The 22,919-nt window shown below is 62.7% G+C and carries 21 protein-coding genes; 18 read left to right on the forward strand and 3 right to left on the reverse strand.

Annotated elements, in window-relative coordinates; genetic code table 11:
* The first annotated feature begins 11 nt into the window (after positions 1-11).
* From glmM to ACE3TY_RS02910, 3 genes are all read left to right on the forward strand, one after another.
* The gene (gene glmM / locus ACE3TY_RS02900) at positions 12-1,373 is read left to right on the forward strand and encodes a phosphoglucosamine mutase (protein WP_374650717.1); all 1,362 of its coding nucleotides are present in this window, start codon (positions 12-14) and stop codon (positions 1,371-1,373) included.
* Between the two features lie 30 nt (positions 1,374-1,403).
* Positions 1,404-1,793, forward strand: a complete 390-nt coding sequence (gene gloA, locus ACE3TY_RS02905; protein WP_374650718.1) for a lactoylglutathione lyase — start codon at positions 1,404-1,406, stop codon at positions 1,791-1,793.
* A gap of 169 nt (positions 1,794-1,962) precedes the next feature.
* Complete coding sequence (locus ACE3TY_RS02910; protein ID WP_374650720.1) at positions 1,963-3,573, forward strand: methyl-accepting chemotaxis protein; 1,611 nt, start codon at positions 1,963-1,965, stop codon at positions 3,571-3,573.
* 57 nt (positions 3,574-3,630) lie between these two features.
* Here the strand turns inward: ACE3TY_RS02910 and gltA are convergent, their stop codons facing one another.
* A complete protein-coding gene (gene gltA, locus ACE3TY_RS02915) occupies positions 3,631-5,049 on the reverse strand; it encodes a citrate synthase (RefSeq protein WP_374650721.1) in 1,419 nt (472 codons plus the stop codon).
* 247 nt (positions 5,050-5,296) lie between these two features.
* On the opposite strand from gltA, the gene ACE3TY_RS02920 reads away from it, so the two are divergent.
* From ACE3TY_RS02920 to ACE3TY_RS02950, 7 genes are all read left to right on the forward strand, one after another.
* Positions 5,297-6,253 carry an ABC transporter ATP-binding protein gene (locus ACE3TY_RS02920; protein WP_374650723.1) on the forward strand — a complete coding sequence of 319 codons (957 nt, stop codon included), beginning with the start codon at positions 5,297-5,299 and terminating at the stop codon, positions 6,251-6,253.
* A complete protein-coding gene (locus ACE3TY_RS02925) occupies positions 6,250-7,662 on the forward strand; it encodes a hypothetical protein (RefSeq protein WP_374650724.1) in 1,413 nt (470 codons plus the stop codon). The genes ACE3TY_RS02920 and ACE3TY_RS02925 overlap by 4 nt, the downstream gene beginning before the upstream one ends.
* Before the next feature lie 108 nt (positions 7,663-7,770).
* Positions 7,771-7,905 carry a hypothetical protein gene (locus tag ACE3TY_RS02930; RefSeq protein ID WP_374650726.1) on the forward strand — a complete coding sequence of 45 codons (135 nt, stop codon included), beginning with the start codon at positions 7,771-7,773 and terminating at the stop codon, positions 7,903-7,905.
* 302 nt (positions 7,906-8,207) lie between these two features.
* Positions 8,208-9,557: a glutathione-disulfide reductase gene (gor, locus tag ACE3TY_RS02935; protein ID WP_374650728.1), complete on the forward strand. Its 1,350-nt coding sequence runs from the start codon at positions 8,208-8,210 to the stop codon at positions 9,555-9,557.
* A 73-nt stretch (positions 9,558-9,630) separates the two neighbouring features.
* On the forward strand, positions 9,631-10,080 hold the full coding sequence (locus ACE3TY_RS02940; protein WP_374650730.1) for a hypothetical protein: 450 nt from the start codon (positions 9,631-9,633) through the stop codon (positions 10,078-10,080).
* A 146-nt stretch (positions 10,081-10,226) separates the two neighbouring features.
* Positions 10,227-11,606, forward strand: coding sequence for a class II 3-deoxy-7-phosphoheptulonate synthase (locus ACE3TY_RS02945; RefSeq protein ID WP_374650732.1), 1,380 nt, complete (start codon positions 10,227-10,229; stop codon positions 11,604-11,606).
* A gap of 10 nt (positions 11,607-11,616) precedes the next feature.
* On the forward strand, positions 11,617-12,756 hold the full coding sequence (locus ACE3TY_RS02950) for a nicotinate phosphoribosyltransferase (RefSeq protein ID WP_374650977.1): 1,140 nt from the start codon (positions 11,617-11,619) through the stop codon (positions 12,754-12,756).
* 3 nt (positions 12,757-12,759) lie between these two features.
* Here ACE3TY_RS02950 and ACE3TY_RS02955 read toward each other — a convergent pair whose 3' ends face one another.
* Positions 12,760-13,059 carry a hypothetical protein gene (locus ACE3TY_RS02955; RefSeq protein ID WP_374650733.1) on the reverse strand — a complete coding sequence of 100 codons (300 nt, stop codon included), beginning with the start codon at positions 13,057-13,059 and terminating at the stop codon, positions 12,760-12,762.
* A gap of 129 nt (positions 13,060-13,188) precedes the next feature.
* Here ACE3TY_RS02955 and ACE3TY_RS02960 point away from each other — a divergent pair, with 129 nt between their 5' ends.
* From ACE3TY_RS02960 to ACE3TY_RS02975, 4 genes are all read left to right on the forward strand, one after another.
* On the forward strand, positions 13,189-14,847 hold the full coding sequence (locus ACE3TY_RS02960) for an NAD+ synthase (protein ID WP_374650734.1): 1,659 nt from the start codon (positions 13,189-13,191) through the stop codon (positions 14,845-14,847).
* A gap of 46 nt (positions 14,848-14,893) precedes the next feature.
* The gene (locus ACE3TY_RS02965) at positions 14,894-16,216 is read left to right on the forward strand and encodes a glutamate--tRNA ligase (RefSeq protein WP_374650736.1); all 1,323 of its coding nucleotides are present in this window, start codon (positions 14,894-14,896) and stop codon (positions 16,214-16,216) included.
* Positions 16,217-16,239: 23 nt separating this feature from the next.
* A complete protein-coding gene (gene cysS, locus ACE3TY_RS02970; RefSeq protein WP_374650738.1) occupies positions 16,240-17,622 on the forward strand; it encodes a cysteine--tRNA ligase in 1,383 nt (460 codons plus the stop codon).
* A gap of 147 nt (positions 17,623-17,769) precedes the next feature.
* Complete coding sequence (locus ACE3TY_RS02975; RefSeq protein WP_374650740.1) at positions 17,770-18,318, forward strand: PAS domain-containing protein; 549 nt, start codon at positions 17,770-17,772, stop codon at positions 18,316-18,318.
* On the opposite strand, the gene ACE3TY_RS02980 is transcribed toward ACE3TY_RS02975, so the two are convergent.
* On the reverse strand, positions 18,251-18,883 hold the full coding sequence (locus tag ACE3TY_RS02980) for a LysE family translocator (RefSeq protein ID WP_374650742.1): 633 nt from the start codon (positions 18,881-18,883) through the stop codon (positions 18,251-18,253). The two genes, ACE3TY_RS02975 and ACE3TY_RS02980, sit on opposite strands and share 68 nt — an antisense overlap.
* Positions 18,884-19,001: 118 nt before the next feature.
* Between ACE3TY_RS02980 and cimA the strand changes: the two genes are divergently transcribed.
* From cimA to ACE3TY_RS03000, 4 genes are read left to right on the forward strand one after another with little or no spacing between them, the layout of a single operon-like run.
* Complete coding sequence (cimA, locus tag ACE3TY_RS02985; protein ID WP_374650744.1) at positions 19,002-20,594, forward strand: citramalate synthase; 1,593 nt, start codon at positions 19,002-19,004, stop codon at positions 20,592-20,594.
* Between the two features lie 4 nt (positions 20,595-20,598).
* Complete coding sequence (locus ACE3TY_RS02990; protein WP_374650745.1) at positions 20,599-21,339, forward strand: RNA methyltransferase; 741 nt, start codon at positions 20,599-20,601, stop codon at positions 21,337-21,339.
* Between the two features lie 45 nt (positions 21,340-21,384).
* A complete protein-coding gene (locus ACE3TY_RS02995; protein WP_374650747.1) occupies positions 21,385-21,654 on the forward strand; it encodes a MoaD/ThiS family protein in 270 nt (89 codons plus the stop codon).
* 11 nt (positions 21,655-21,665) lie between these two features.
* A complete protein-coding gene (locus tag ACE3TY_RS03000) occupies positions 21,666-22,733 on the forward strand; it encodes a WD40/YVTN/BNR-like repeat-containing protein (RefSeq protein ID WP_374650749.1) in 1,068 nt (355 codons plus the stop codon).
* Positions 22,734-22,919 lie beyond the last annotated feature (186 nt).

The raw sequence follows: 22,919 nt of genomic DNA on the forward strand, positions 1-22,919 counted from the left end.
AGTTGAGGCACATGATGACCCGTAAACTATTCGGCACCGATGGGGTGCGCGGGCTCGCAAATGCCGAGCCGATCACGGCGATGACGGCCCTGCGCCTGGCCCTGGCTGCAGGTGCGCATTTCACGCGGGGCGGACATCGGCACCGGGTCATCATCGGCAAGGATACGCGCCTTTCCGGCTATATGCTGGAAACGGCATTGACCTCCGGCTTCCTTTCGATGGGCATGGACGTGATGTTGCTGGGGCCCTTGCCGACGCCTGCGGTCGCCATGCTGACCCGGTCAATGCGGGCCGATCTCGGCGTCATGATCTCGGCTTCGCACAATCCTTACGAAGACAACGGCATCAAGCTGTTCGGCCCGGACGGCTACAAGCTGTCCGACGATATTGAAAAAGAGATTGAAGAGCGTGTCCTTGGCACTGGGTTCGAACCGGTGCGCGGCCTGGCGCCGTCGGCGCAGTTGGGCCGGGCCAAACGCATCGACGATGCGCAGGGGCGCTATATCGAATTCGTCAAATCCAGCTTTCCGAAGGGACTCAGCCTCGAAGGGCTGCGGGTCGTCGTCGATTGCGCCAATGGCGCGGCTTACAAGGTGGCGCCCACGGTGCTGTGGGAGTTGGGCGCCGACGTGGTGGCCATCGCCAACGAGCCGAACGGCACCAATATCAACGCCGGCTGCGGCGCCGTGCATACCGAAAGACTGTGCGAGCAGGTCAAGGCCAGCGGCGCGCATCTGGGGATCGCGCTTGATGGCGACGCCGACCGCGTCATCGTGGTCGACGAAACCGGTACGGTGATCGATGGCGATCAACTTATGGCTCTCATCGCTGAAAGCTGGCAGAGCGCGGGGCGCCTGGCCGGCGACGGCATTGCCGCCACGGTCATGTCCAATCTTGGGCTGGAGCGTCACCTGGGGCACTTGGGCCTGAAGCTGCACCGAACCTCGGTCGGCGACCGCTATGTCGTTGAGGCTATGCGACGCCTCGGCCTCAATATCGGTGGCGAACAATCCGGCCATATCATCATGAGCGACTTTGCCACGACCGGCGACGGGCTTATCGCGGCGCTGCAGATCCTGGCCGTTCTCATCAAGGCCGACCGGCCCGCCAGCCAGGCCGGCCGCGTCTTCACGCCCCTGCCGCAATTGCTCAAGAATGTCCGCTACCGGCCGGGCCAGCTGCCCTTGGAACAGGCTCTGGTGAAAGACGCCATCGCTGCGGGCGAGGCGGCGCTCAACGGCAGCGGCCGGCTGCTGATCCGGAAATCGGGAACCGAACCGCTCATCCGCGTTATGGCGGAGGGCGAAGACAAGGTGCTGATCGCACGGGTCGTCGACGATATCGTCGGTGCGGTCGAAGCCGCCGCACGCTAAAAAAACAGGCATCCAATCAGAGGTATTTGCATGTCGAACCGTCTGCTCCACACGATGATCCGCGTCATGGACATGGATAAGTCGATCGATTTCTACACCCGGCATCTCGGCATGAAGCTGCTGCGGCGCAAGGACTATCCTTCGGGCGAATTCACGCTCGCATTCGTCGGCTATGGCGACGAGGACGATCATAGCGTCATCGAACTGACCCACAATTGGGGCCGCAAGGAGCCTTATGACATCGGCACGGCCTTCGGCCATCTGGCCATCGGTGTCGAAGACATCTATGGCACCTGCGACAAACTAGCCAAGGAGGGCGTCAGGATCCCGCGACCGGCTGGCCCGATGGCGCATGGCGGCTCGGTTATCGCTTTCGTCGAGGATCCCGACGGCTACAAGATCGAGCTCGTCCAGAAGTAAGGCCGTGTTAAGCATACATAAATCTGTCGCGATGGGCAGCCGATCGGCTGCCCTTCTGCTTTTCGGCACAGGTTCGTTTGATCTAGGTCATGTTTCCTTAACGGCGGGGCGATTACCCTCCGGCGCTGAAGCCGTACACCTGGATCGAACAGCGCGGAAACCGAAGCCGATGAAGATCTCGACGAGATTGCTGCTGCATGGACTGGCCAACATCGTCGTGGCAACCGGCCTGATGGCGATGGTCGTCCTCTACGTCGTCTACCAGGGCAGCATGCGCCAGCTGGCGCAGATAAATGAGGCCGCGCGCAATCATGTCGAGACGGCTCTCCAGGATCTGGAGAGCGGACAAGGTCAGCTTGACGATACCTGGCTGGCCGATCTCGCGCACGATGTCGGCGGCGAGGTCAGCGTTTGGCGAGACGGTAAGCTGGCCGCCAGCAGCATTGCCGAAACGGCGGTCCGCGAGGATGTGGAGCGCCTTGTGAATGCGCCGGAGACGAATGCGCATTTGGCGCGGCAGCCGATCTACGAAGTGCAGCCGACCTTGGCGCTTCCGCTTTCCGACATACACCTGACTTCGATCTTCCGCGTCGGCGACGACACAGTCGCCATTTCACGCGATTCCGATGTGTTTCTGGGTACGTTCATCGATCTGCTGGTGGCATTCTGCATCTTAGGCCTCGGCGGCGCGGTGCTCTCCGGGCTCGGCCTCTTCTGGTCGGTACGGCATTCCTTGAGTCCCTTGCTGCGCCTTTCCGACAGCATGACGGCGCTGGCGCAGGACCGGCTGGAAGCGGAAGTACCCGCCCGCGAGCGCCATGACGAGGTCGGCCTCATGGCGCGGGCGGTCCAGATCTTCAAGGAAATGGCACTGAAACGCCGCGAACTCGAAACCGAGCAAAGCTCCTTGCGGGAGCAGGCGACCAATGAGCGTCGCAAGGCGATGCTGACCCTGGCCGGTAAGCTGGAAGGCGAGGTCCAGCAGGCGGTCGGCGGACTGCGAGCGGCAGCGGCATCGCTCGGCCAGACGGCGGCGACGCTGGATCGTTCGGCACAGGTTGCCGCGGATCAGGCCAAGGATGCCACGAATGCCGTGGTGGAAGCAGAAGCCGGCGCCCAACAGGTGGCGTCGTCGGCCGACGAACTGGCCAATGCCATCGCCGCCATCACCGAGAATGTCGAAAGCGCGCGCGACCGTGTGCAAAAGGCGGTCTCGGTTGCCGACCATACCAACAACACCGTCTCCCAACTCCACGTCGCGGCCCAGCAGATCGGCGAGATCGTTACTCTGATCAGCGAGATCGCCGGCAGTACGAACCTGCTGGCACTCAATGCCACCATCGAGGCGGCGCGTGCCGGCGAGGCGGGCAAGGGTTTCTCCGTCGTCGCGTCGGAGGTGAAGAGCCTTGCCAACCAGACAGCGCGCGCTACCGAGGATATTACCCGTCAGATCGGCGACATCCGGCGCTCGGCGGAAGAATCGGCCCAGGCGATCGGCGCCATCCAATCCAGCATGCATGAAACCAGCGCCGCCACCAGCAGCATCACCGAAGCGGTCGAGCGCCAGGAAGCCTCGACGCAGAGCATGGCCGGGAATATCCGGCACATGGTCGACGGCACCAAGCGCGTCAGCGGCAGCATTACCGATGTCCGCTCCATCGTCGGTGAGACCAGTGGCGTCGCCCGCCAGATGCTCGATATGGCCGCCGATATGGAAAAGAAGGTGCAGGCGCTCGACGGTGCCGTGCAGCAGGTGCTGCGCGAGTTGCGCGCCGGCTGACGGAAATGAAGAAAGGGCGGCGCCCTGCGGTGCCGCCCTTTTCTCCGAACCTGACGCCTATTTGCGCTTGTTCATCGGCACGTAAGGCCGTTCGCCATAGCCGGTATAAAGCTGGCGCGGACGGCCGATGCGCTGAGTCGGATCCTCGATCATTTCCTTCCATTGCGCGACCCAGCCGACCGTGCGCGCCACGGCAAAGAGCACCGTGAACATGGAGGTCGGGAAGCCGATCGCCTGCAGGATGATGCCCGAATAGAAGTCGACGTTCGGGTAAAGCTTGTGCGAGATGAAGTAATCGTCGTTGAGGGCGATCTTCTCCAGCTCCATGGCCAACTGCAGCAGCGGGTCGTTGCGCTTGCCCAGCGCATCCAGCACTTCGTGACAGGATTTGCGCATCACGGAGGCGCGCGGATCGTAGTTCTTGTAGACGCGGTGGCCGAAGCCCATCAGGCGGGTATTGTCCTGCTTCGACTTCACCTTGCCGATATATTCCTTGATGTTGTCCTTGTGGCCGATCTCGGCCAACATCTTCAGGACCGCTTCGTTGGCGCCGCCATGGGCCGGGCCCCACAGGCAGGCGATGCCGGCGGCGATGCAGGCGAACGGGTTGGCTCCGGACGAACCGGCCATGCGCACAGTCGAGGTCGAGGCGTTCTGCTCGTGATCGGCATGCAGGATGAAGATCTTGTCCATCGCCTTGGCGACTACAGGATCGATCTTATATTCCTCGGCCGGGACAGCAAAGGTCATGCGCAGGAAATTCTCGGCATAGGACAGCTCGTTCTTCGGGTAAACGAAGGGCTGTCCGACCGAATACTTATAAGCCATGGCGGCAATCGTCGGCACCTTGGCAATGAGGCGGTGCGAGGCGATCATGCGCTGGTGCGTATCGTGGATGTCGGTGCTGTCGTGATAGAAGGCCGAGAGGGCGCCGACCACGCCGACCATGACCGCCATCGGGTGCGCATCGCGGCGGAAACCGGAATAGAAGCGCGCGATCTGCTCGTGCAGCATGGTGTGATAGGTGATGTTCTTCTCGAAGTCCGCCTTCTGCCTGGCATTGGGCAGTTCGCCTTCAAGGAGGAGGTAGCAGACTTCCATGAAGTCGCTGTTCTCGGCGAGATCCTCGATCTTGTAGCCGCGATGGGTGAGGACACCGACATCGCCATCGATATAGGTGATCGCGGACTGTGTCGAGCCGGTCGAACCGTAACCCGGATCGTAGGTGAACAGGCCCTGCTCGCCATAGAGCTTGCGGATGTCGACCACATCGGGGCCGACCGTGCCTTTGAGAATTGGCAGTTCGAAATTCTTGCCGTTGCGACTGTCCTTAACAGCGACAGACGCATATGCCTTGGGAGCGGCCGGCTTGATTCCGCTATCGACCGTCTTGGACCTTGCGGCCGGCTTTGCCGCCTTCACAGCCTTCTTGGCCTTTGCCGAAACGGTTTTCTTCTTGCTCGTCTTGCCAGCCATAGCGCTTCCCTTTGTTCTGTACGTGAGCAGCCGGCGCGGGGACATGCCGGCGAGATGTCAGTGGTGTTGCTGCAGATGCTAATGGAGACAAGGTTAACGGATGGTGACGCATCTGTCATCTGGTGTGAGAATATCGCTGGCGGATTTCGCCCATGCCGCTTTCCCCTTGATCCGAATAGGAAAACGCACACACCCCAGGGCAGGGAGGGGTCTTTCCAGAAAGCCTGAAAGCCGCGACACTTCAGCCATGCTGGAAGTCGAAAACCTTGTCTTCGATTATCCGGGCCACCGCGCCCTGGAAGATGTCTCGCTGATTCTGGAGCGGGGCACGATCACTGCGCTGGTCGGCCCGAACGGTGCCGGCAAATCGACCCTGATGCGGCTATGCGCGGGTCTCGACCAGCCCTTTTCGGGTACGGTTCGGCTGGATGGGATGGATGTTCATGCCGACCCACGGGCGGCGCACCGGCGCATGGGTTTCTTGCCCGACTTCTTCGGCCTCTATGACGACCTTACCGTGGCCCAATGCCTGGAGTACCGGGCGGCCGCCCAGGGTGTGCCGCGTGCCCAGCGGACAGCCGTGGCGGAGCGGGTCGCCGACCGAATGGAGATCGCCGACCGACTGGGTCACAAGGCGGGAACCTTGTCCCGGGGGTTGCGCCAGCGTTTGGCGATTGCCCAGGCCGTGCTGCATGAGCCGAGTTTCCTGATGCTCGACGAGCCGGCCTCGGGTCTCGACCCCTCGGCGCGCATCGGCCTTTCCGCCGTTCTGCGCAACCTTGCGCGCGATGGCATGACCGTCCTCGTCTCCTCCCACATCCTCGCCGAGTTGGAGGATTACTCGACCCATATACTCATGCTGCGGCAGGGACGGGTGGTCGATCATGCGCCGCTGACGACGATGGGCGCCGTCACCGAACGGCGGGTCGAAATCCGGCTGGATTTTGCCCGGCCGATACTCGAACTGCGCCGGCGCCTGGTGGCCGTCGGCAATATCGAGGTGCTGAGCTGCGGCATCGACGAGGCGATCGTCGTCTCGGACCCGGACCCCGGGGCCCGCGCCGCCATGCTTGCTGCGGTGATCGAGGCCGGATTGCCGCTGGCCTCCTTCTCGCCGGAGCGGCGCAGCCTGCAGGACATTTATCTGGCCCGGATGAAAGCGGCGGCGGAACGGCCGCCCCTGCGCCTCGTGGGGCCGAAATGAGCGTCGACATCAATCCGGAATTCCAGCGTAACCTGTGGCTGCATCTGGGCTGGCAGCGTATGATGGCAGCCTGCATCGTCGGCTTTACCATCGCCTATGCGATCTTCCTGGTGAGCGACTACGACAAGCTCGCCTATGCCGCCAATATGCTGCTGACCATCGTGCTCGGCATGTGGGGTCCGCGCCGCGCCGCCGACTCGTTGGCCGAAGAGGTCGCCAGCGGCACCTGGGAAATGCAGCGCATGTCGGGCCTGTCGGCCTGGTCGATGACCTGGGGCAAGCTCGTCGGCGGGTGCAGCTTTGTCTGGTATTGCGGTTTCCTGTCGCTGATCGCTTATGTCTTCGTCGGCTGGAAGCTGGGCTTTCCGCCTGGCCAGGCCGGGGGCTTCTGGCTCGGCATCTATCTGGTGTTGATCGGCGCCAGCCTCGCGCACGCGGTGGCATTGGGCGTGGCGCTCATCCGGCTGCGCAAGACGGTGCAATATCGCCGCCTCACCATCACCCTGGCGCAAACCTGCGGCTTCGTGGTTTTTCTGGCGGTGAGCGGTGGCGGGACGTTTCCGGTCCTCGATGAATCCGGGTTCAGTCCCGGTGTCGCCTATGTCTATGACAGCGCCTATTCATGGCCGCTGGTGCGCGCGGTGCTGGGGACCGTGTTCGTGCTTTGGGCCGTCGTCGCCGTATTCCGCCTGATGCGCAGCGAATTACAATATCGCGGCTGGCCCTGGTTCTGGTCGCTGTTCCTGTGCTTCTGTGCGGTCCTTGCCGCCGGGGTCGCTCCCTGGCCGGGCGGCGGCGCGGTGGGTGCGGCACTGCCAGTCTTCGCCGTCGTTGCGATCCTCACCTATCTCGCAGCCCTGGCCGACCGCCGCGATCCCATCCGCTACCGTTCCGGGCTGCTGGCGCTGCGCGGGGGCGATATCAGCCGGGCCGTGGCGGAAATCCCCTGGTGGCTTGTCAGCCTTGCCGGGGTCCTTGCCGCCTTGGCATTTGCGCTGACCGCCGTCTCGGATATGTCCTTCGACGAATGGCCGCCAAGTCTTTCGGCGCTGTTGCTGCGGCTTCGCCTGCTGACTTTCGAGCATCTTGCGGAAACGCTGGTGCTGATCGTGCTGTTCATGTTGCGGGATCTGGCTTTCCTGATGTGGCTGAGCTTCGGCACCTGGCGCAGCCGGTCGGATGTCACATGGCTCGTCTATCTGGCGCTGATCTACTGGCCGGTGGGCATCATCATGGTGTTCGCCGGTTACAGCGACTACATCACGCTGGTTCTGCCGGTGGCGAGTGACGATATCGTTTGGAGCTTTGCGCCAATTCTGGTCCAACTGGCCGTCCTTGGCGTTATGCTGCGTCAGCGCTGGCGCCTGGCGACGCGGAGCGAGGCCGCGCGAAGCCGGATAACGGCATAGGCCGGCCGCCGGCTGGGCTTCACAAAGGGCCATGGACACTTACACTTTATCCCTGTCATACTCCTGTCCAATAAGAAGTCGGTAAAATGCACGGGGTGAGGCGAAATCGTGTCGCGACCTTTGGCGCGTGAGAAAAATCCTGCCAATATTGAGTTGATCGAGAAAATGGAGAAGGCCGCCTACCGGTTGGACAACCAGGATGCCTTCAAGAAAGAGTGGGACCGCATCTCCAAGGATGCGTAAGACCCACGCGGCGCCCGGCTGCCCTGGGACGGCGGCGGCCGGGCGCCCAAATTTCGCGGCGATGGACAAGGCAGGCAATGAGTTCGACTGAACTGAAAGCGGTCGGAAAGCATCATTGCCGTCGATGCCATCGATCTTGCCGTACGGGATGGGCCGCCGTGGCACTGCTGGGGCCGTCCGGCTGCGCCAAGACAACGACCCCGCGTGCACTGTTTCGCCACCAGATATACGGTGAACGGCAATTGACCTGACCGGGCCAGGTGGTGCAAAGCTGCCACCGCAATGAGCGCGGAGCAGCCTGAATGTCCCAATTCGATTACGATCTCTTTGTCATCGGCGCCGGCTCGGGCGGCGTGCGTGCGGCGCGCGTGGCGGCCGGCCATGGAGCGCGGGTGGCCATCGCCGAGGAAAGCCGGGTCGGGGGAACCTGCGTGATCCGCGGCTGCGTGCCGAAGAAGCTGCTCTCCTATGCCGCCCATTTTCATGAGGATTTCGAGGATTCGCGCAATTACGGCTGGACGGTCGGCGAGGCGCGCTTCGATTGGTCGACCTTGATCGCCAACAAGGACAAGGAAATCGATCGCCTCAACAGCATCTACAAGAAGCTGCTCAGCGGCTCCAAGGTGGACCTCCTGGAAAGCCGCGCCGCGCTGACCGACCCGCATACGGTCGAGGTGGCCGGCAAGCGCGTGACCGCCAAACAGATCCTGGTGGCTGTCGGCGGCTGGCCTGAACAGCCGCAGATCCCCGGCATCGAACATGCGATCACTTCGAACGAGGCGTTTCACCTGCCGGCCTTGCCGAAGGAGGTTGCCATCGTCGGTGGCGGCTACATCGCCGTGGAATTCGCTGGCATCTTCAACGGTCTCGGCGCCAAGGTGACGCAGCTCTATCGCGGCGAGCAGATCCTGCGCGGCTTCGATGACGATGTGCGCAATTTCCTGGCCGTCGAAATGGGCAAGAAGGGGATCGCCATTCGCACGAAGACAGAGGTGGCGCGGATTGAAAAGAGCGGCGCCAGGCTGACCTTGCATCTGAACGATGGTTCGCGGATGACATGCGATGCCGTCATGTATGCGACCGGGCGGCGTCCGAAATCGGACGGTATCGGCCTTGCCGAGATTGGTGTCGCCGTGAAGCCGGACGGCGCCATCATCGTCGATGCGGGTTCCCGGACCAGCGTGCCTAACATCCATGCCATCGGCGATTGCACCAATCGGGTCAATCTGACACCTGTCGCTATCCGCGAAGGCCACGCCTATGCCGACACGGTGTTCGGCAACAAGCCCTGGCAGGTCGATCACCGCACGATCGCCTCGGCGGTTTTTAGCCATCCGCCGGCCGGCGTCGTCGGTCTTTCCGAAGCTGAAGCACGGAAGGATGGCCACGAACTCGACATCTACAAGGCCGACTTCAAGCCCTTGAAGCACACCATCTCGGGCCGCGATGAACGCACGCTGATGAAGCTTGTGGTCGAGCGCACCTCACAGTTGGTGCTGGGCGCCCATATGGTCGGGATGGACGCGCCGGAAATCATCCAGGCCATCGCCATCGCCGTGAAGATGGGCGCCACCAAGGCGCAGTTCGACGCTGCCGTGGCTGTGCATCCAACAGCTGCGGAAGAGTTTGTGACCATGCGCACACCGGCCTGAGCGACCGCCGGTGGAACTTCATTGCATCCCATGGCATTGAACCGTCTCGACCTCAGTTATCCGGAGAGAAGCAATGCGCAAGGAAATCCGCCTGTCACTCGCGATCGCCGCATCGACCCTGGTCATGGGTTCCGAGCCGGCTTCGGCCCGCGATACGCGCTATGAGTTGAAGATGGCCGACGTGCAGGCCGATCCGCTCTATGCCGAACACGTCCCGGCGGGCGTGAAGTTCTATTTTGCCGATCAGGCGGCACCCGCCGGGCAGAATCTTGGCGAGTTCGTCACCAACCGCAAAACCAATTCCTTCGGCAAACAGGACGAGGAAGCCTGCACCTGGGCCATGATCTCGGCCATGAAGGAACTCGGCGAACGGGCTATCGCCGAGGGCGGCAATGCCGTCATCAACATCGTCAGCTACTACAAGAAGAAACCGTTCGCCAGCGACACGCTCTATGAATGCCATGCTGGCGCCATCGTTGCCGGCGTCGCCCTGAAGGGTGAAGTAGTAAAGGTCGGCCAGTAGTGGCGGCCTATATTATTATTGTTTTACAAAATGTTAGCGTGCATATCGCCATAGTTTGCATGAAGGGGGCATAAATCATATATACAATGCCCCTGTTACCCATAGCGGGACGATCCCGTAGGGGCGCGCGTAAGTCGAGGCAGAAGATGAGCACGAAATGGTCGCCGGAGAGCTGGCGGGAAAAGCCGATCTCCCAGGTTCCGCAATATCCCGATGCCGCCAAGCTGGCGGCGGTCGAGGATCGCCTTCGGACCTATCCGCCGCTCGTTTTTGCCGGTGAGGCGCGCCGCCTGACCGAGGCGCTGGGCCAGGTGGCGGAAGGCAAGGCCTTCCTGCTGCAGGGCGGCGATTGCGCCGAGAGCTTCGCCGAATTCTCGGCCAACAATATCCGCGACACATTCCGCGTGCTGCTGCAGATGGCGGTGGTGCTGACCTATGGCGCGGCCATGCCGATCGTGAAGATCGGCCGCATGGCCGGCCAGTTCGCCAAGCCTCGTTCGGCGCCGACCGAGGTGATCGACGGGGTCGAGCTGCCGAGCTATCGCGGCGACAACATCAACGGCATCGAATTCACGCCGGCCGCGCGCGTGCCGGATCCGGAGCGTCTGCTGCAGGCCTACAACCAGTCGGCGGCGACGCTCAACCTGCTGCGCGCCTTCGCCCAAGGCGGGTTTGCCGACCTTCACAAGGTGCATCGCTGGAACCTCGATTTCGTCGCCGACAGCCCCCTGGGCCATCGCTACAAGGAGCTGGCCGACCGCCTTTCCGAGACGCTCGAATTCATGGCGGCCTGCGGCCTCACGTCCGAGACGGTGCCGCAGATCCGTGAAACCGAGTTCTTCACCAGCCACGAGGCCCTGCTACTCAATTTCGAGCAGACGCTGACGCGAACCGACAGCTTGACCGGCAAATGGTACGGTTGTTCGGCGCATATGCTGTGGATCGGCGACCGCACCCGGCAGCCGGACGGCGCCCATGTCGAATTCATGCGTGGCATCCAGAATCCGATCGGCCTCAAATGTGGTCCGACCATGGATCCGGACGAGCTGTTGCGCCTGATCGACATCCTCAACCCGCAGAACATCCCCGGCCGCCTGACCCTCATCGCCCGCATGGCGCATGACAAGGTCGAAGGCAAGCTGCCGCCTTTGGTCCGTGCCGTGAAGCGCCATGGCGGCAAGGTGGTGTGGTCCTGCGATCCGATGCATGGCAACACGATCAAATCGTCGAACGGCTACAAGACGCGCCCCTTCGACCGCATCCTGGGCGAAGTGCGCGGGTTCTTCGACGTGCATCGGGCCGAAGGCACCCATGCCGGCGGCGTCCATTTCGAGATGACCGGCCAGGATGTCACCGAATGCATCGGTGGCGCCAAGGCCGTGACCGAGGAGGCGCTGGCTGACCGCTACCATACCCATTGCGATCCGCGTCTCAACGCCACCCAGGCGTTGGAACTTGCCTTCCTCATTGCCGAGCAACTGAAAGCGGAGCGCGCCGGTGGACAACGCATCGCCGAAGCCTCGTAACGACAACAAGATCGCGGAAGCCGGGCCTGTAGCAGGGCCGGCTTCGGATCAGATTGCCGCTTGGTCCGACCAGTATTTCCTGAAAACCAAGGCCACCGTCGCGCAGTTCGGCGATGTGCGCGTGACCTATGCGATCTTCATGCGCCGCCCGGTGATTTCGGCGCCGCGCCTAGCGCTCGATTGGCTGCGCCGTGTCGCCGCCGAACGTGGGACGGAATTCCAGATCGATCTGCAGTATGACGAGGGCAGGTGGGTCGGTGCCGGCGAGCCGATCATGTATGTGACCGGCTCCTTTGTGCATCTGGCCGATCTTGAGACCTTGCTCTTGATGAAGCTGGGGCCGGCCTGCGTCGCCGCCTTCAATGCCTTCACCATGTGCGCCGATCTCCCGAATGTCTCGTTCCTCGCCATGGATGCGCGTCATTGCGCCGGGCTCGAAATGGCCGAGATGATGGCCTATGCCGCCTCGGTCGGCTCCGCGCGCGCAAGCCGCAAGGTCAAGGCGGTCGGCTTCATCGGCAATGCGACACAGGCGACGGCGCATTATTTCGGCCGCGAAAAGGCGATGGGCACGATGCCGCATGCCCTCATCGGCTATGCCGGTTCGACCCTGCGGGCCGCCGAGATGTTTCACGAAACCTTCCCGGATGAGCCGATGACGGTGCTGGTCGATTATTTCGGCCGCGAAGTCACCGACGCACTGACGGTCGCGCGCCGTTTTGCCGCCATGGCCTCGCAAGGGCAGCTCTCGGTCCGCATCGACACGCCGGGCAGCCGCTTCATCGAAGGGCTCGACCCGCCGGCCTCCTATGCGGTGCTGGATCGCCATGTACCCAGGGTCATTCGCGGCTATCGCTCGGAAAGCGAGCTGCGCCACCTCGTCGGTGCCGGTGTTTCGGCGGCGGCGATCTGGCACTTGCGCGATGCGTTGAACCGCGAAGGATTTCAAAAGGTCAGGATCGTGGCGTCCTCAGGCTTCGATCCGGCGAAGTGCAAGGTGATGGCGGAGGCACAGGCGCCGATCGACGTGGTGGGCACTGGCTCCTTCCTGCCGCAGCGCTGGACGGAAACCTACGCCACGGCGGACATCGTCGAATATAACGGCGTGAAGCGCGTGAAAGTCGGCCGCGAGTTCCTGTTCCGGAAGTGAGGCCTACTTCGGCACCGTGTTGAACGGCACTTCGGACCAGACGTAACCGTTCTGATTGGTGCCTTTGATCACGCCGAACTCCAGGATCCAGGTCTTGCCCGTCTTGGTGTCGAGCAGCATGTTGACCTTGCTGCGGCCCTTGGTGAGGTCTCGGTCCGGCTGGTCCAGGACCATCAGGATGTAGCGATTGCCAGCCGGCTCGATGACCGGGGTCGGCGTCAGAATCTCGGCGCTTTGGGCAAAGGCCGGGACGGCCGCGGCCGCAAAGCCCAGCGCAGCCAGTGTCGTCAATGATTTGCGCATCCGATACGTCCTTTCTGACTTCACCCGCTCGCAGCCTAGCATAAGCAAAAACCGGGCCCAAAAGGGCTCGCATATCCGCTTTGTGCGCTGCGCAATTGACTTCATCCGGACGACGGTTAAGTTCCCATCATGACTGACAAAATCAAAATCGCCCTGGCCCAGATCAACCCCAAGCTTGGCGACGTGGCCGGCAATGTGGCGCGGATCAATGCTGCCCGTGCGGCGGCCGCTACCGGTGGCGCGGATCTGGTGCTGGCGCCGGAACTGGTTGTTTCCGGCTATCCGCCAGAAGATCTGGTCCTTAAACCGGCCTTCCAGGATGCTTGCCGAAAGGGCGTCGAGCAATTGGCCAGGGAAACGGCCGATGGCGGCCCTGCGGTCATCGTTGGTGCCCCTTGGATGGAAGAGGGAAAGCTGCATAACGCGGCCTTCCTGTTGGGCGAGGGCAAGATCCTCGCCAAGCGATTCAAATACGACCTGCCAAATTATGGCGTGTTCGACGAAAAGCGCGTCTTCGTGCCGGGTCCTTTGCCGGAGCCGGTCGAGTTCAATGGCCTCAAGCTCGGTTTGATGATCTGCGAGGACCTTTGGTTTGCCACCACCAGCGGGCATCTGAAGAAGAAGGGGGCCGAATTGCTGCTCGTCCCCAATGGCAGCCCCTACGACCACGACAAGCCCAATCAGCGTTTCGAGATCGCCGGCGCGCGCCAGGACGAGACAGACCTGCCCATCGTCTATCTGAACCAGATGGGTGGACAGGACGAGCTGGTTTTCGATGGCGATTCCTTCGTCATGGATCGCGGCAAGGCGATCAAGGCGCGCCTGCCGGCGTTCGAGGAAAAGATCGCCATCACCCAATGGCAGCGCGGCAATGAAGGCTGGATGTGCCTGCCGGGCGACGTGGCGCAACCGCTGGCGCCGCTGGAATCGATCTACCGCGCCATGGTGCTGGGCCTCAGCGATTATGTGCGGAAGAACGGCTTTCCCGGTGTGCTGCTGGGTCTTTCCGGCGGCATCGATTCCGCACTTTCGGCAGCGGTCGCCGTCGACGCCCTGGGGCCGGACAAGGTGCATGCGGTGATGATGCCGTCGCCCTACACCAGCCACGACAGCCTGGAAGATGCAGCCGCCTGCGCGAAGCTCCTCGGCATTTCCTACGACATCGTCTCTATCGAGCCGGCCATGAAGGCGTTCGAAGCCATGCTCGCCGGCGTCTTCGCGGGCCGGCAGCAGGACACGACCGAGGAGAATATTCAGAGCCGCGCCCGTGGCGTGACCCTCATGGCCATGTCCAACAAGCTCGGCCACATGCTGCTCACGACCGGAAACAAGTCGGAAATGTCGGTCGGCTATGCGACCCTCTACGGCGATATGTGCGGCGGTTATTCGGTCCTCAAGGACATCTACAAGATGACCGTTTTCGCCCTCTGCCGGTGGCGGAACGCCCATATGCCGGCCGGTCTGGCGGGGCCCGGCGGTCTGGTGATGCCAGAGCGGGTCATCACCAAGCCGCCCTCGGCCGAGTTGAAGCCCGACCAGACCGACCAGGACACTTTGCCGCCCTATGACGTGCTGGACGGAATCCTCACCTGCCTGGTCGAGGAGGAGATGGCCGTGGACCAGATCGTCGCCAAGGGTTATGACAGGGCCACGGTTCTCCGGGTCTGGCGCATGCTGGATCTGGCCGAATACAAGCGCCGCCAGGCCCCTCCAGGGGTGAAGATTTCGCGGCGTGCCTTCGGCAAGGACCGGCGTTATCCGATCACCAATGGCTTTCGGCCCCAATAGGGTCGGGTCCGGGGATAGGCAAAACTGATGGAAATCGAGTGTTGTGATGTCGGTTCGCGTTCGCTTCGCACCCAGCCCCACGGGCCGGCTGCATGTCGGCAATATCTATATCGCCCTGAATAACTGGCTGTTCGCGCGCCAGCGCAATGGCAGCTTCCTGCTACGCCTCGACGACACCGATATCGAACGCTCCACCGCCGAATTCGCCGCCGGGATCGAAGCCGATCTGACCTGGCTGGGGCTCACCTGGGATATCTTTGCGCGCCAGACGGACCGCATTGCGGCCTATGACGCGGCGGCCGCCAGGCTGAAGGCCAGCGGGCATCTCTATCCCTGCTATGAGAGCGCCGAGGAACTGGCGCTGAAGCGCAAGATCCACCGTGTCTATGACCGGGCCGCTCTGAAACTCACCGCTGACGATCGCGCCAAACTGGAAGCCGGTGGCAAGCGTCCGCATTGGCGCTTCAAGCTGGTGCATCGCCGTGTCGACTGGACGGATCTGGTGCGCGGGCCGGAACATATCGACGCCGCCAGTCAGTCGGACCCCGTGCTGATCCGTGAAGATGGCAGCTATCTCTACACCTTGCCGTCGGTGGTCGACGATATCGATCTTCAGGTGACGCATGTCATTCGCGGCAACGATCACGTCACCAATACGGGTACGCAGATCCAGATATTTGAAGCCTTGGGCGCCACCGCGCCCGGCTTTGCCCATTTGCCGTTGCTGGTCGATGCGGCCGGCGAGGGGCTATCAAAGCGCCTGGGCTCGCTTTCGATTTCCGATTTGCGCACACAGGGGTTGGAGCCAATGGCGCTCAACACCTACCTCGCCCATATCGGCACAGGTGTGCCGCTTGCCGTCGTGCCGCATCTGGAAGATTTGGTGAAGTCGCACGATCTGGGCAAATTCGGCAAATCCAGCCCGCGCTTCGACCCGGCGGAACTGCTGCACCTCAACGCCCGGCTGCTCCATCTGCTGCCGTTTGCTGAAGCAAAGGCGCATCTTGCCGGCGTCGGCCTTGGCGATGTGGACGCAGCTCTCTGGGATGTGGCGCGCGCGAACGTGGAAAAGATCGAGGAGATTGGAGAATGGCATCGCATCTGCCGCGGCAGCATCGCGCCCCTTATCGTCGATCCGGCCTTCGCGGCCAGCGCGGCCGATGTTTTGCCGCCCGCACCCTGGGATGAGGGTAGCTGGAAACAATGGACCGAAGCAGTGAAGGCGGCCACGGACCGCAAAGGCAAAGATCTGTTCATGCCCTTGCGCCAGGCTCTTACGGGGCTGGATCACGGCCCGGAAATGCGCCTGCTGCTGCCGCTGATCGGTCGCGACAAGACCCTGCGCCGCTTGCGAGGCGAAACCGCCTGAGCGCGCCAATCGGGAAGAAATAGATGACGATCCATCTCTACAACACTCTCCGCCGCGAAAAGCAGATCTTCGAGCCGATCGATACCGCCAACGTGCGCATGTATGTCTGCGGCCCGACCGTCTACGATTACGCTCATATCGGCAATGCGCGCCCGGTCGTGGCCTTCGACGTGCTCTATCGCCTGCTGCGCCATGTCTATGGCGCCGATCATGTCACCTATGTCCGCAACATCACGGATATCGACGACAAGATCATGGCCGCCGCCGCCGCGACTGGCGAGAGCATCGAAAGCACAACCAATCGGACCGCCGGCTGGTATCATGACGACATGGCGGCCCTGGGCGCCCTGACGCCCAGCCGCGAGCCGCGCGCGACCGAATTCGTGCCGCAGATGGTGGCACTCATCGAACAGCTCATCGCCAAGGGCCATGCCTATGCGGCGGAAGGCCATGTGCTCTTCAATGTGCCTTCCATGGCCGATTACGGTGGCCTGTCCGGGCGCAGCCTCGATGATATGATCGCCGGTGCCCGGGTCGAGGTGGCGCCGTACAAGAAGCACCCGGCCGACTTCGTGCTTTGGAAGCCGTCAGAGGCGAACCAGCCCGGCTGGCCCAGCCCCTGGGGTCGCGGCCGCCCCGGCTGGCATATCGAATGCTCGGCCATGTCCGGCGAGTTGCTGGGCGAGGTTTTTGACATTCATGCCGGCGGCATCGATCTCATCTTTCCGCACCACGAGAACGAGATCGCGCAGAGCCGTTGCGCTCATGGCACCGAAGTGATGGCGAAGTTCTGGCTGCACAACGGGTTTGTGCAGGTGAACGGACAGAAGATGTCAAAGTCGCTCGGCAACTTCTTCACCGTGCATCAGTTGCTGGGCGAAGGCTACCGCGGCGAGGCGATCCGCCTGGCACTCCTGTCGGCGCATTATCGCCAGCCGATCGACATAACGCGCGATGGCATTCTCGAAGCCAAGACGCAACTCGACCGCTTCTACAGTGCCTTGGCGAAGGTCGCCGACATCGAGGTGGAGCCGCAAGCGCCGGAGCTGATCCTGGCGGCGCTGGCCGACGATCTGAATACACCGCTTGCCGTCAGCGAGATGCATGAACTGGTGACGGAACTCAACAAGGCGACGACGCCCGCCAGGAAAGCCACTGCGAAAGCTGCCGTATTGGGAGCAGCCCAGCTCCTCGGAATCTTGTGGCAGGATCCAGTCGCCTGGCTGCAGCAGGACGATGGCGGCGAGGGGCGGAGTGCCGACGCGATCGAGGATCTGATCGCCGCTCGTATCGCGGCGCGCAAATCCAAGAACTTCGCTGAGGCCGACCGTATCCGCGATATGCTGGCTGCCGAGGGAATTCTCCTCGAGGACAGCCCCACCGGAACCAGTTGGAAGCGAAGCTGACACTATTGGGCAGCGTGGCGGATCCAATTCGTTAAGATCCGCCGCTATTTCCCTGGCGCGCTTGCATAAGCACCACTATCGGCGGATGATGTTGACGGGGACGACGTATGCCGGGCGTAAACGCGGCGGAAAACAGGCGAGGCTGGTATGACGTATCAGCGCCTGATGTCGTCGGATTTTCTGAAAGTATGCTCCATTCGCACGGCGGCTCTCTACCGCTATTGGGAAGCGAAGAAGGGCGGTCGCGCATTGCCGAGACGCGCCGACATTGATCCCGCCGATATGAAACCCTGGCTGTCGGGACTGGTCCTGGTTGACGTCACCGACCTCCCCGAGCGACGGATCACCTACCGTGTCGTTGGCACCTCCGTCTGCGCCCATCGCGGCTTCGACCCCACCGGCCGGCCGGTTCAGGAAGGCCTCTATGGCAATGTGCGCAACGAGGTGCTGGAGAATTACCGCATCGCCATCGACGAGAAGACGATCGTATTCGATTACGATCCGACCCCTTCGCGCTCCGGCTTTGCGCGAGAGATCGGCACCTTGTTCCTGCCGCTGTCCAGCGACGGCGTGCGTGTCGACAAGATCCTGATCTATCAGGATATCGAACCGACAATGACCGCGGAGTTCAACGCCGTTCTGCCAGGGCCAGGCGAATGGCAAGGCCAACGAAAACGAGCGCCGATAACCGGTTGAGCCAGCGTCCGATCCCCGCGGATCCGCGCAGGAGGCCCGCCGCGGCGGCCGTCGACAGAGTGACGATGCAATTAACGACCGTGCCGCTGATGTTGAAGAGGGTGCCGAGGAACAGGATCTGCAGCCAGACCGGCCCCGCCTGCGGCTCGACGAATTGCGGCAGGAAAGCCAGGATGAACAGCGCCACCTTGGGATTGAGGATGTTGGTGACCATGCCCTCCGCGAACAGGCGCCACAGCGGCACGGGCGCGAGGTGCTGGGGTGCCGTGGCCCGCACCGCGCCAGCCACCAGCGCCTTCCAGGCCAGATAGAGCAGGTAGGCGGCGCCGGCCGCCTTCACGGTGATAAAGGCCGCCTCCGAATGCGCGAGGATCGCGGAGACGCCGAAAGCTGCGAGCATTGTGTGCACCACGCTGCCGCCGGCGATGCCGAAGCTCGCCGCGATCCCGGCTGCCCGGCCCTGGGTCGCCGTCCGGGCGATGACGTAGGTCATGTCGGCGCCCGGCGTCAGGTTGAGGGCGAGGGCGGCCACGAAGAAGGGCCATAAATTGGCTAGATCCGGCATTTCGGCCTCAATTCAAAGTGTTGGTAATATTGTGTCGTCCCCTCTGCTTGACGGGCAGACTCCCATATGCTGAATACCCGGTCAATCGGGGCAAGGGGTTGGAAAAGCCAACAAAATCATGGCGGATGACAAGCGCGTATATCTTTTTGACAGCACGCTGCGCGATGGCGCGCAGACCCAAGGCGTCGATTTCAGCGTCAATGACAAGCTGGCAATCGCGCAAGCGCTGGATCGCATTGGTGTCGATTATGTCGAAGGTGGCTGGCCGGGTGCCAACCCGACCGACGATGCTTTCTTCGGTGCGCCGCCCAGTTTCAGGCATGCGAAATTCGTTGCCTTCGGCATGACCCGCCGACCCGGCCGCTCGGCCGCCAACGATCCCGGCCTCAACGCGCTTCTCAACGCCAAGACCGCTGCCGTCTGCATGGTGGGGAAGAGCTGGGATTTCCATGTCGACGTGGCGCTCGGCATCGGCCGCAGCGAGAATGTCGACATGATCGCTGAAAGCGTCGAGCATGCCGGCCGGCAATGCGCCGAAATCATGTTCGACGCCGAGCATTTCTTCGACGGCTACAAGGCCAATCCGCGATACGCACTCGACTGCGCCCTGGCCGCTCATAAGGCCGGTGCGCGCTGGGTGGTGCTTTGCGACACCAATGGCGGCACCCTGCCGCACGAGATCGAGCGCATCGTCGGCGAGGTGAGTGCCAGGATTCCCGGCAGCCATCTCGGCATCCATTGCCATAACGACACCGAGAACGCGGTTGCCAACTCGCTGGCCGCAATCCGTGCCGGCGCGCGCCAGGTGCAGGGAACGCTGAACGGGCTTGGCGAGCGTTGCGGCAATGCCAATCTCGTTTCGCTCATTCCCTCCCTGATGCTGAAGACCGATTTCAAGGTAGGACTGGACGCGCAGGATCTGACGCAGCTTACGCATCTGTCGCGCCTGCTCGATGAGCGCCTCAACCGAGCGCCGGCGCGCAGCGCCGCCTATGTGGGCGAAAGCGCCTTTGCGCACAAAGGCGGCCTGCATGTCTCGGCCGTCGAGAAGGATCCGCGTACCTACGAGCATATCGAACCGTCGCTGGTCGGCAACCGCCGCCACATCGTCGTTTCCGATCAGTCCGGCCGCGCCAACATCCTGGCGCGTTTCCGCGAGATCGGCCTCGATGTCGATGCCGATGACGGCAAGGTGGGGGCCCTGGTGGAGACGGTGAAGCTCCGCGAGTACGAGGGCTACGCCTATGACGGCGCCGAGGCCTCGTTCGAGTTGCTGGCGCGGCGCGCCCTGGGATCGGTGCCGACCTTCTTCCGCTTGGCGCGCTTTCGCGTCATGGATGAACGGCGCTGGAACGTGCGCGGCGATCTGGTGACGGAATCCGAGGCGACCGTGACGCTCGAGATCGAGGGCGAGCAACTGATGACGGTGGCCAGCGGCAACGGCCCTGTTAACGCGCTGGACAGTGCCTTGCGCAAGGCGCTGCTGCCGGCCTATCCGGCATTGGCCGACATGCGCCTCGTCGATTTCAAGGTGCGCATCCTGACGCCGCAGGCCGGCACCGAGGCGATCACGCGCGTGATGATCGAGAGTGCCGACGATAAGGGCGAGCGCTGGAACACGGTCGGTGTGTCGCCCAACATCATCGATGCCTCCTTCGAGGCCTTGAACGATGCCATCACCTGGAAGCTGCTGAAGTCCTGCGGCCACTGAACCGATGAGCGCGAACAAGCCGGCCATCATCCTGGTCTCTGCGCAGATGGGCGAGAATATCGGTGCGGCCGCGCGCGCCATGCTCAATTGCGGCCTCACCGATCTGCGCCTGGTGGGCCCCCGCGACGGCTGGCCCAATGTGAAGGCCGATCGCGCCGCCGTCGGTGCCTTCGAGATGATGGAGCCTGTCCGCGTCTTCGAGACGACGCAGGAGGCGCTGGCCGACCTCACCTATGTCTACGCGACCTCCGCCCGCGACAGGAAGATGGTGAAGCCTGTGGTGACGGCGCGTTTTGCCGCGGCCGAGGCACGCGAGAAGATCGCCACGGGAGGCAGGATCGGCTTCATGTTCGGTGCCGAGCGCATGGGTCTCGTCAACGACGATGTCGCTTTGGCGGACGCACTCCTGACCGTGCCGCTCAATCCTGAATTCACCAGCCTCAATCTCGCCCAGGCGGTTCTGCTGGTGGGCTACGAATGGTTCCAGGCCGGCGACAACACACCGCCCTCCCAGGTCGATTTGAACGGTACGGAACTGGCGACCAAGGACCAGGTCTACGCCTTCTTTGAGCATTTCGAGCGTGAACTCGATGCCTGCGGATTTCTGCGCAACGAGGCGGCCCGCCCCAATATGGTGCGGAATCTCCGAAACATGTGGTCGCGCGCGCAACTGACCGAGCAGGAAGTGCGGACCCTGCACGGTGTTGTCAAAGAGTTGACAACTTTGCGCGTCCCTAGAAAATAGTACGCCTTGGTTCCTCGATTTCCGCGTGGCGCGAGCGAGGCCGAATTGGCGAAGATCTCCTTCACGGCGCACCTGCGCAAAGTGGCACCGGCCGGCGCGACCGAGGTCACGGCGGAGACGCTCGGCGATGCGCTCGACGGGATCTTCGCGCGTTCGCCGCGTCTGCGTTCCTATGTGGTTGACGAACAGAACCGTCTGCGCCGTCATGTCGTGATCTTCATCAACGGCGCGAAGCTGCCGCCGGCAAACTGGGCAGCCCAGCGTCTCGCGGCGGATGACGATGTCTATGTGATGCAAGCCCTCTCGGGCGGATAGAGGAGGCGGCGATGGCGCGTAAACTGGCGATCGGATCGCGCAAGGGGCTCATTCTCTATGTGGCCGATGGCGATGGCTGGCGTTATGAAGGCGTCCATTTCCGCGGCACGCCGGTCAGCATGATCATGCAGGACCGGCGCGACGGCTGCCTTTACGCAGCACTCGATTACGGGCATTTCGGGCCCAAGCTGCAGCGTTCGGACGATGACGGTGCGCATTGGCAGGAGGTGGCGCCGCCGGCCTTTCCGAAATCCGACGCGCCGGATGCGCCGGCGGTTCTCAACATCTGGGCGCTCGAAGCCGCCGGGCCAGACATGCCGGGCACCATCTGGGCCGGCACGGTGCCCGCCGGCATGTTCCGCTCGGACGACAAAGGCGCCACTTGGACACTGAATGAGCCATTCATGGCGCTGCCGGAACGCTCGCAATGGGGCGGTGCCGGCAATGACACGCCGGCGCTGAATTCCATTTGCATTCATCCGAACGACAGCCGCCAGATGGCGCTGGCGATCTCGACCGGTGGCGTGTGGCAGACGGCGGATTGCGGTAAGTCCTGGACGAACACGTCGAAGGGTTTGTGGGCGGCCTACATGCCGCCGGACCAGAAGGACAATCCGAACGTCCAGGATGTGCATCGGATGCGCCGGGCGCCCTCGGATCCGGAGCGGCTCTACATCCAGCATCACAATGCCGTCTTCACCTCGACCGATGGCGGGAAGAGCTGGCGGGAGATTTCCAAGGCTTTCGGCTTTGCCGTCGCCATCCACCCCGGTAACCCGCTGACCGCCTGGTTCGTGCCGGCCGAGAAGGACGAGTACCGCCTGCCCAAGGACGAGACCTTCTGCGTCGCCAAGACCGAGGATGGGGGCAGAAGCTTTCGCCACATCACCCACGGCCTCCCGGCCAAGCCGGTGTTCGACCTCGTTCTGCGGCATGCCCTCGACGTCGATGGCAGTGGAAACCGCCTGGCATTCGGCTCGACCACCGGCAATCTGTGGATAAGTTCGGATGGCGGCGAGGGCTGGCACCTGCTCTCTGGCCACCTGCCGCCGGTCTATTGCGTCCGGATACTCGAATAAATTAAGTTATATCAATTGGTTGCATGGCGGTCGCATTGTCTTATCCTTGCTTGACTGCCAGGATTTAGCCGCTATATTCCGCCCGCTCCCGCGCCGGACTGCCTCAAGGCATGCCCAGCCGCCGGTTTTCGAACCGGGCCGGACAGCCGGGACATGAACAACGTCGTGAAAAAACGAGAAGGTAAC

It is taken from the genome of Dongia sp. (assembly GCF_041918875.1).
In the GTDB taxonomy this organism is placed as follows: domain Bacteria; phylum Pseudomonadota; class Alphaproteobacteria; order Dongiales; family Dongiaceae; genus Dongia.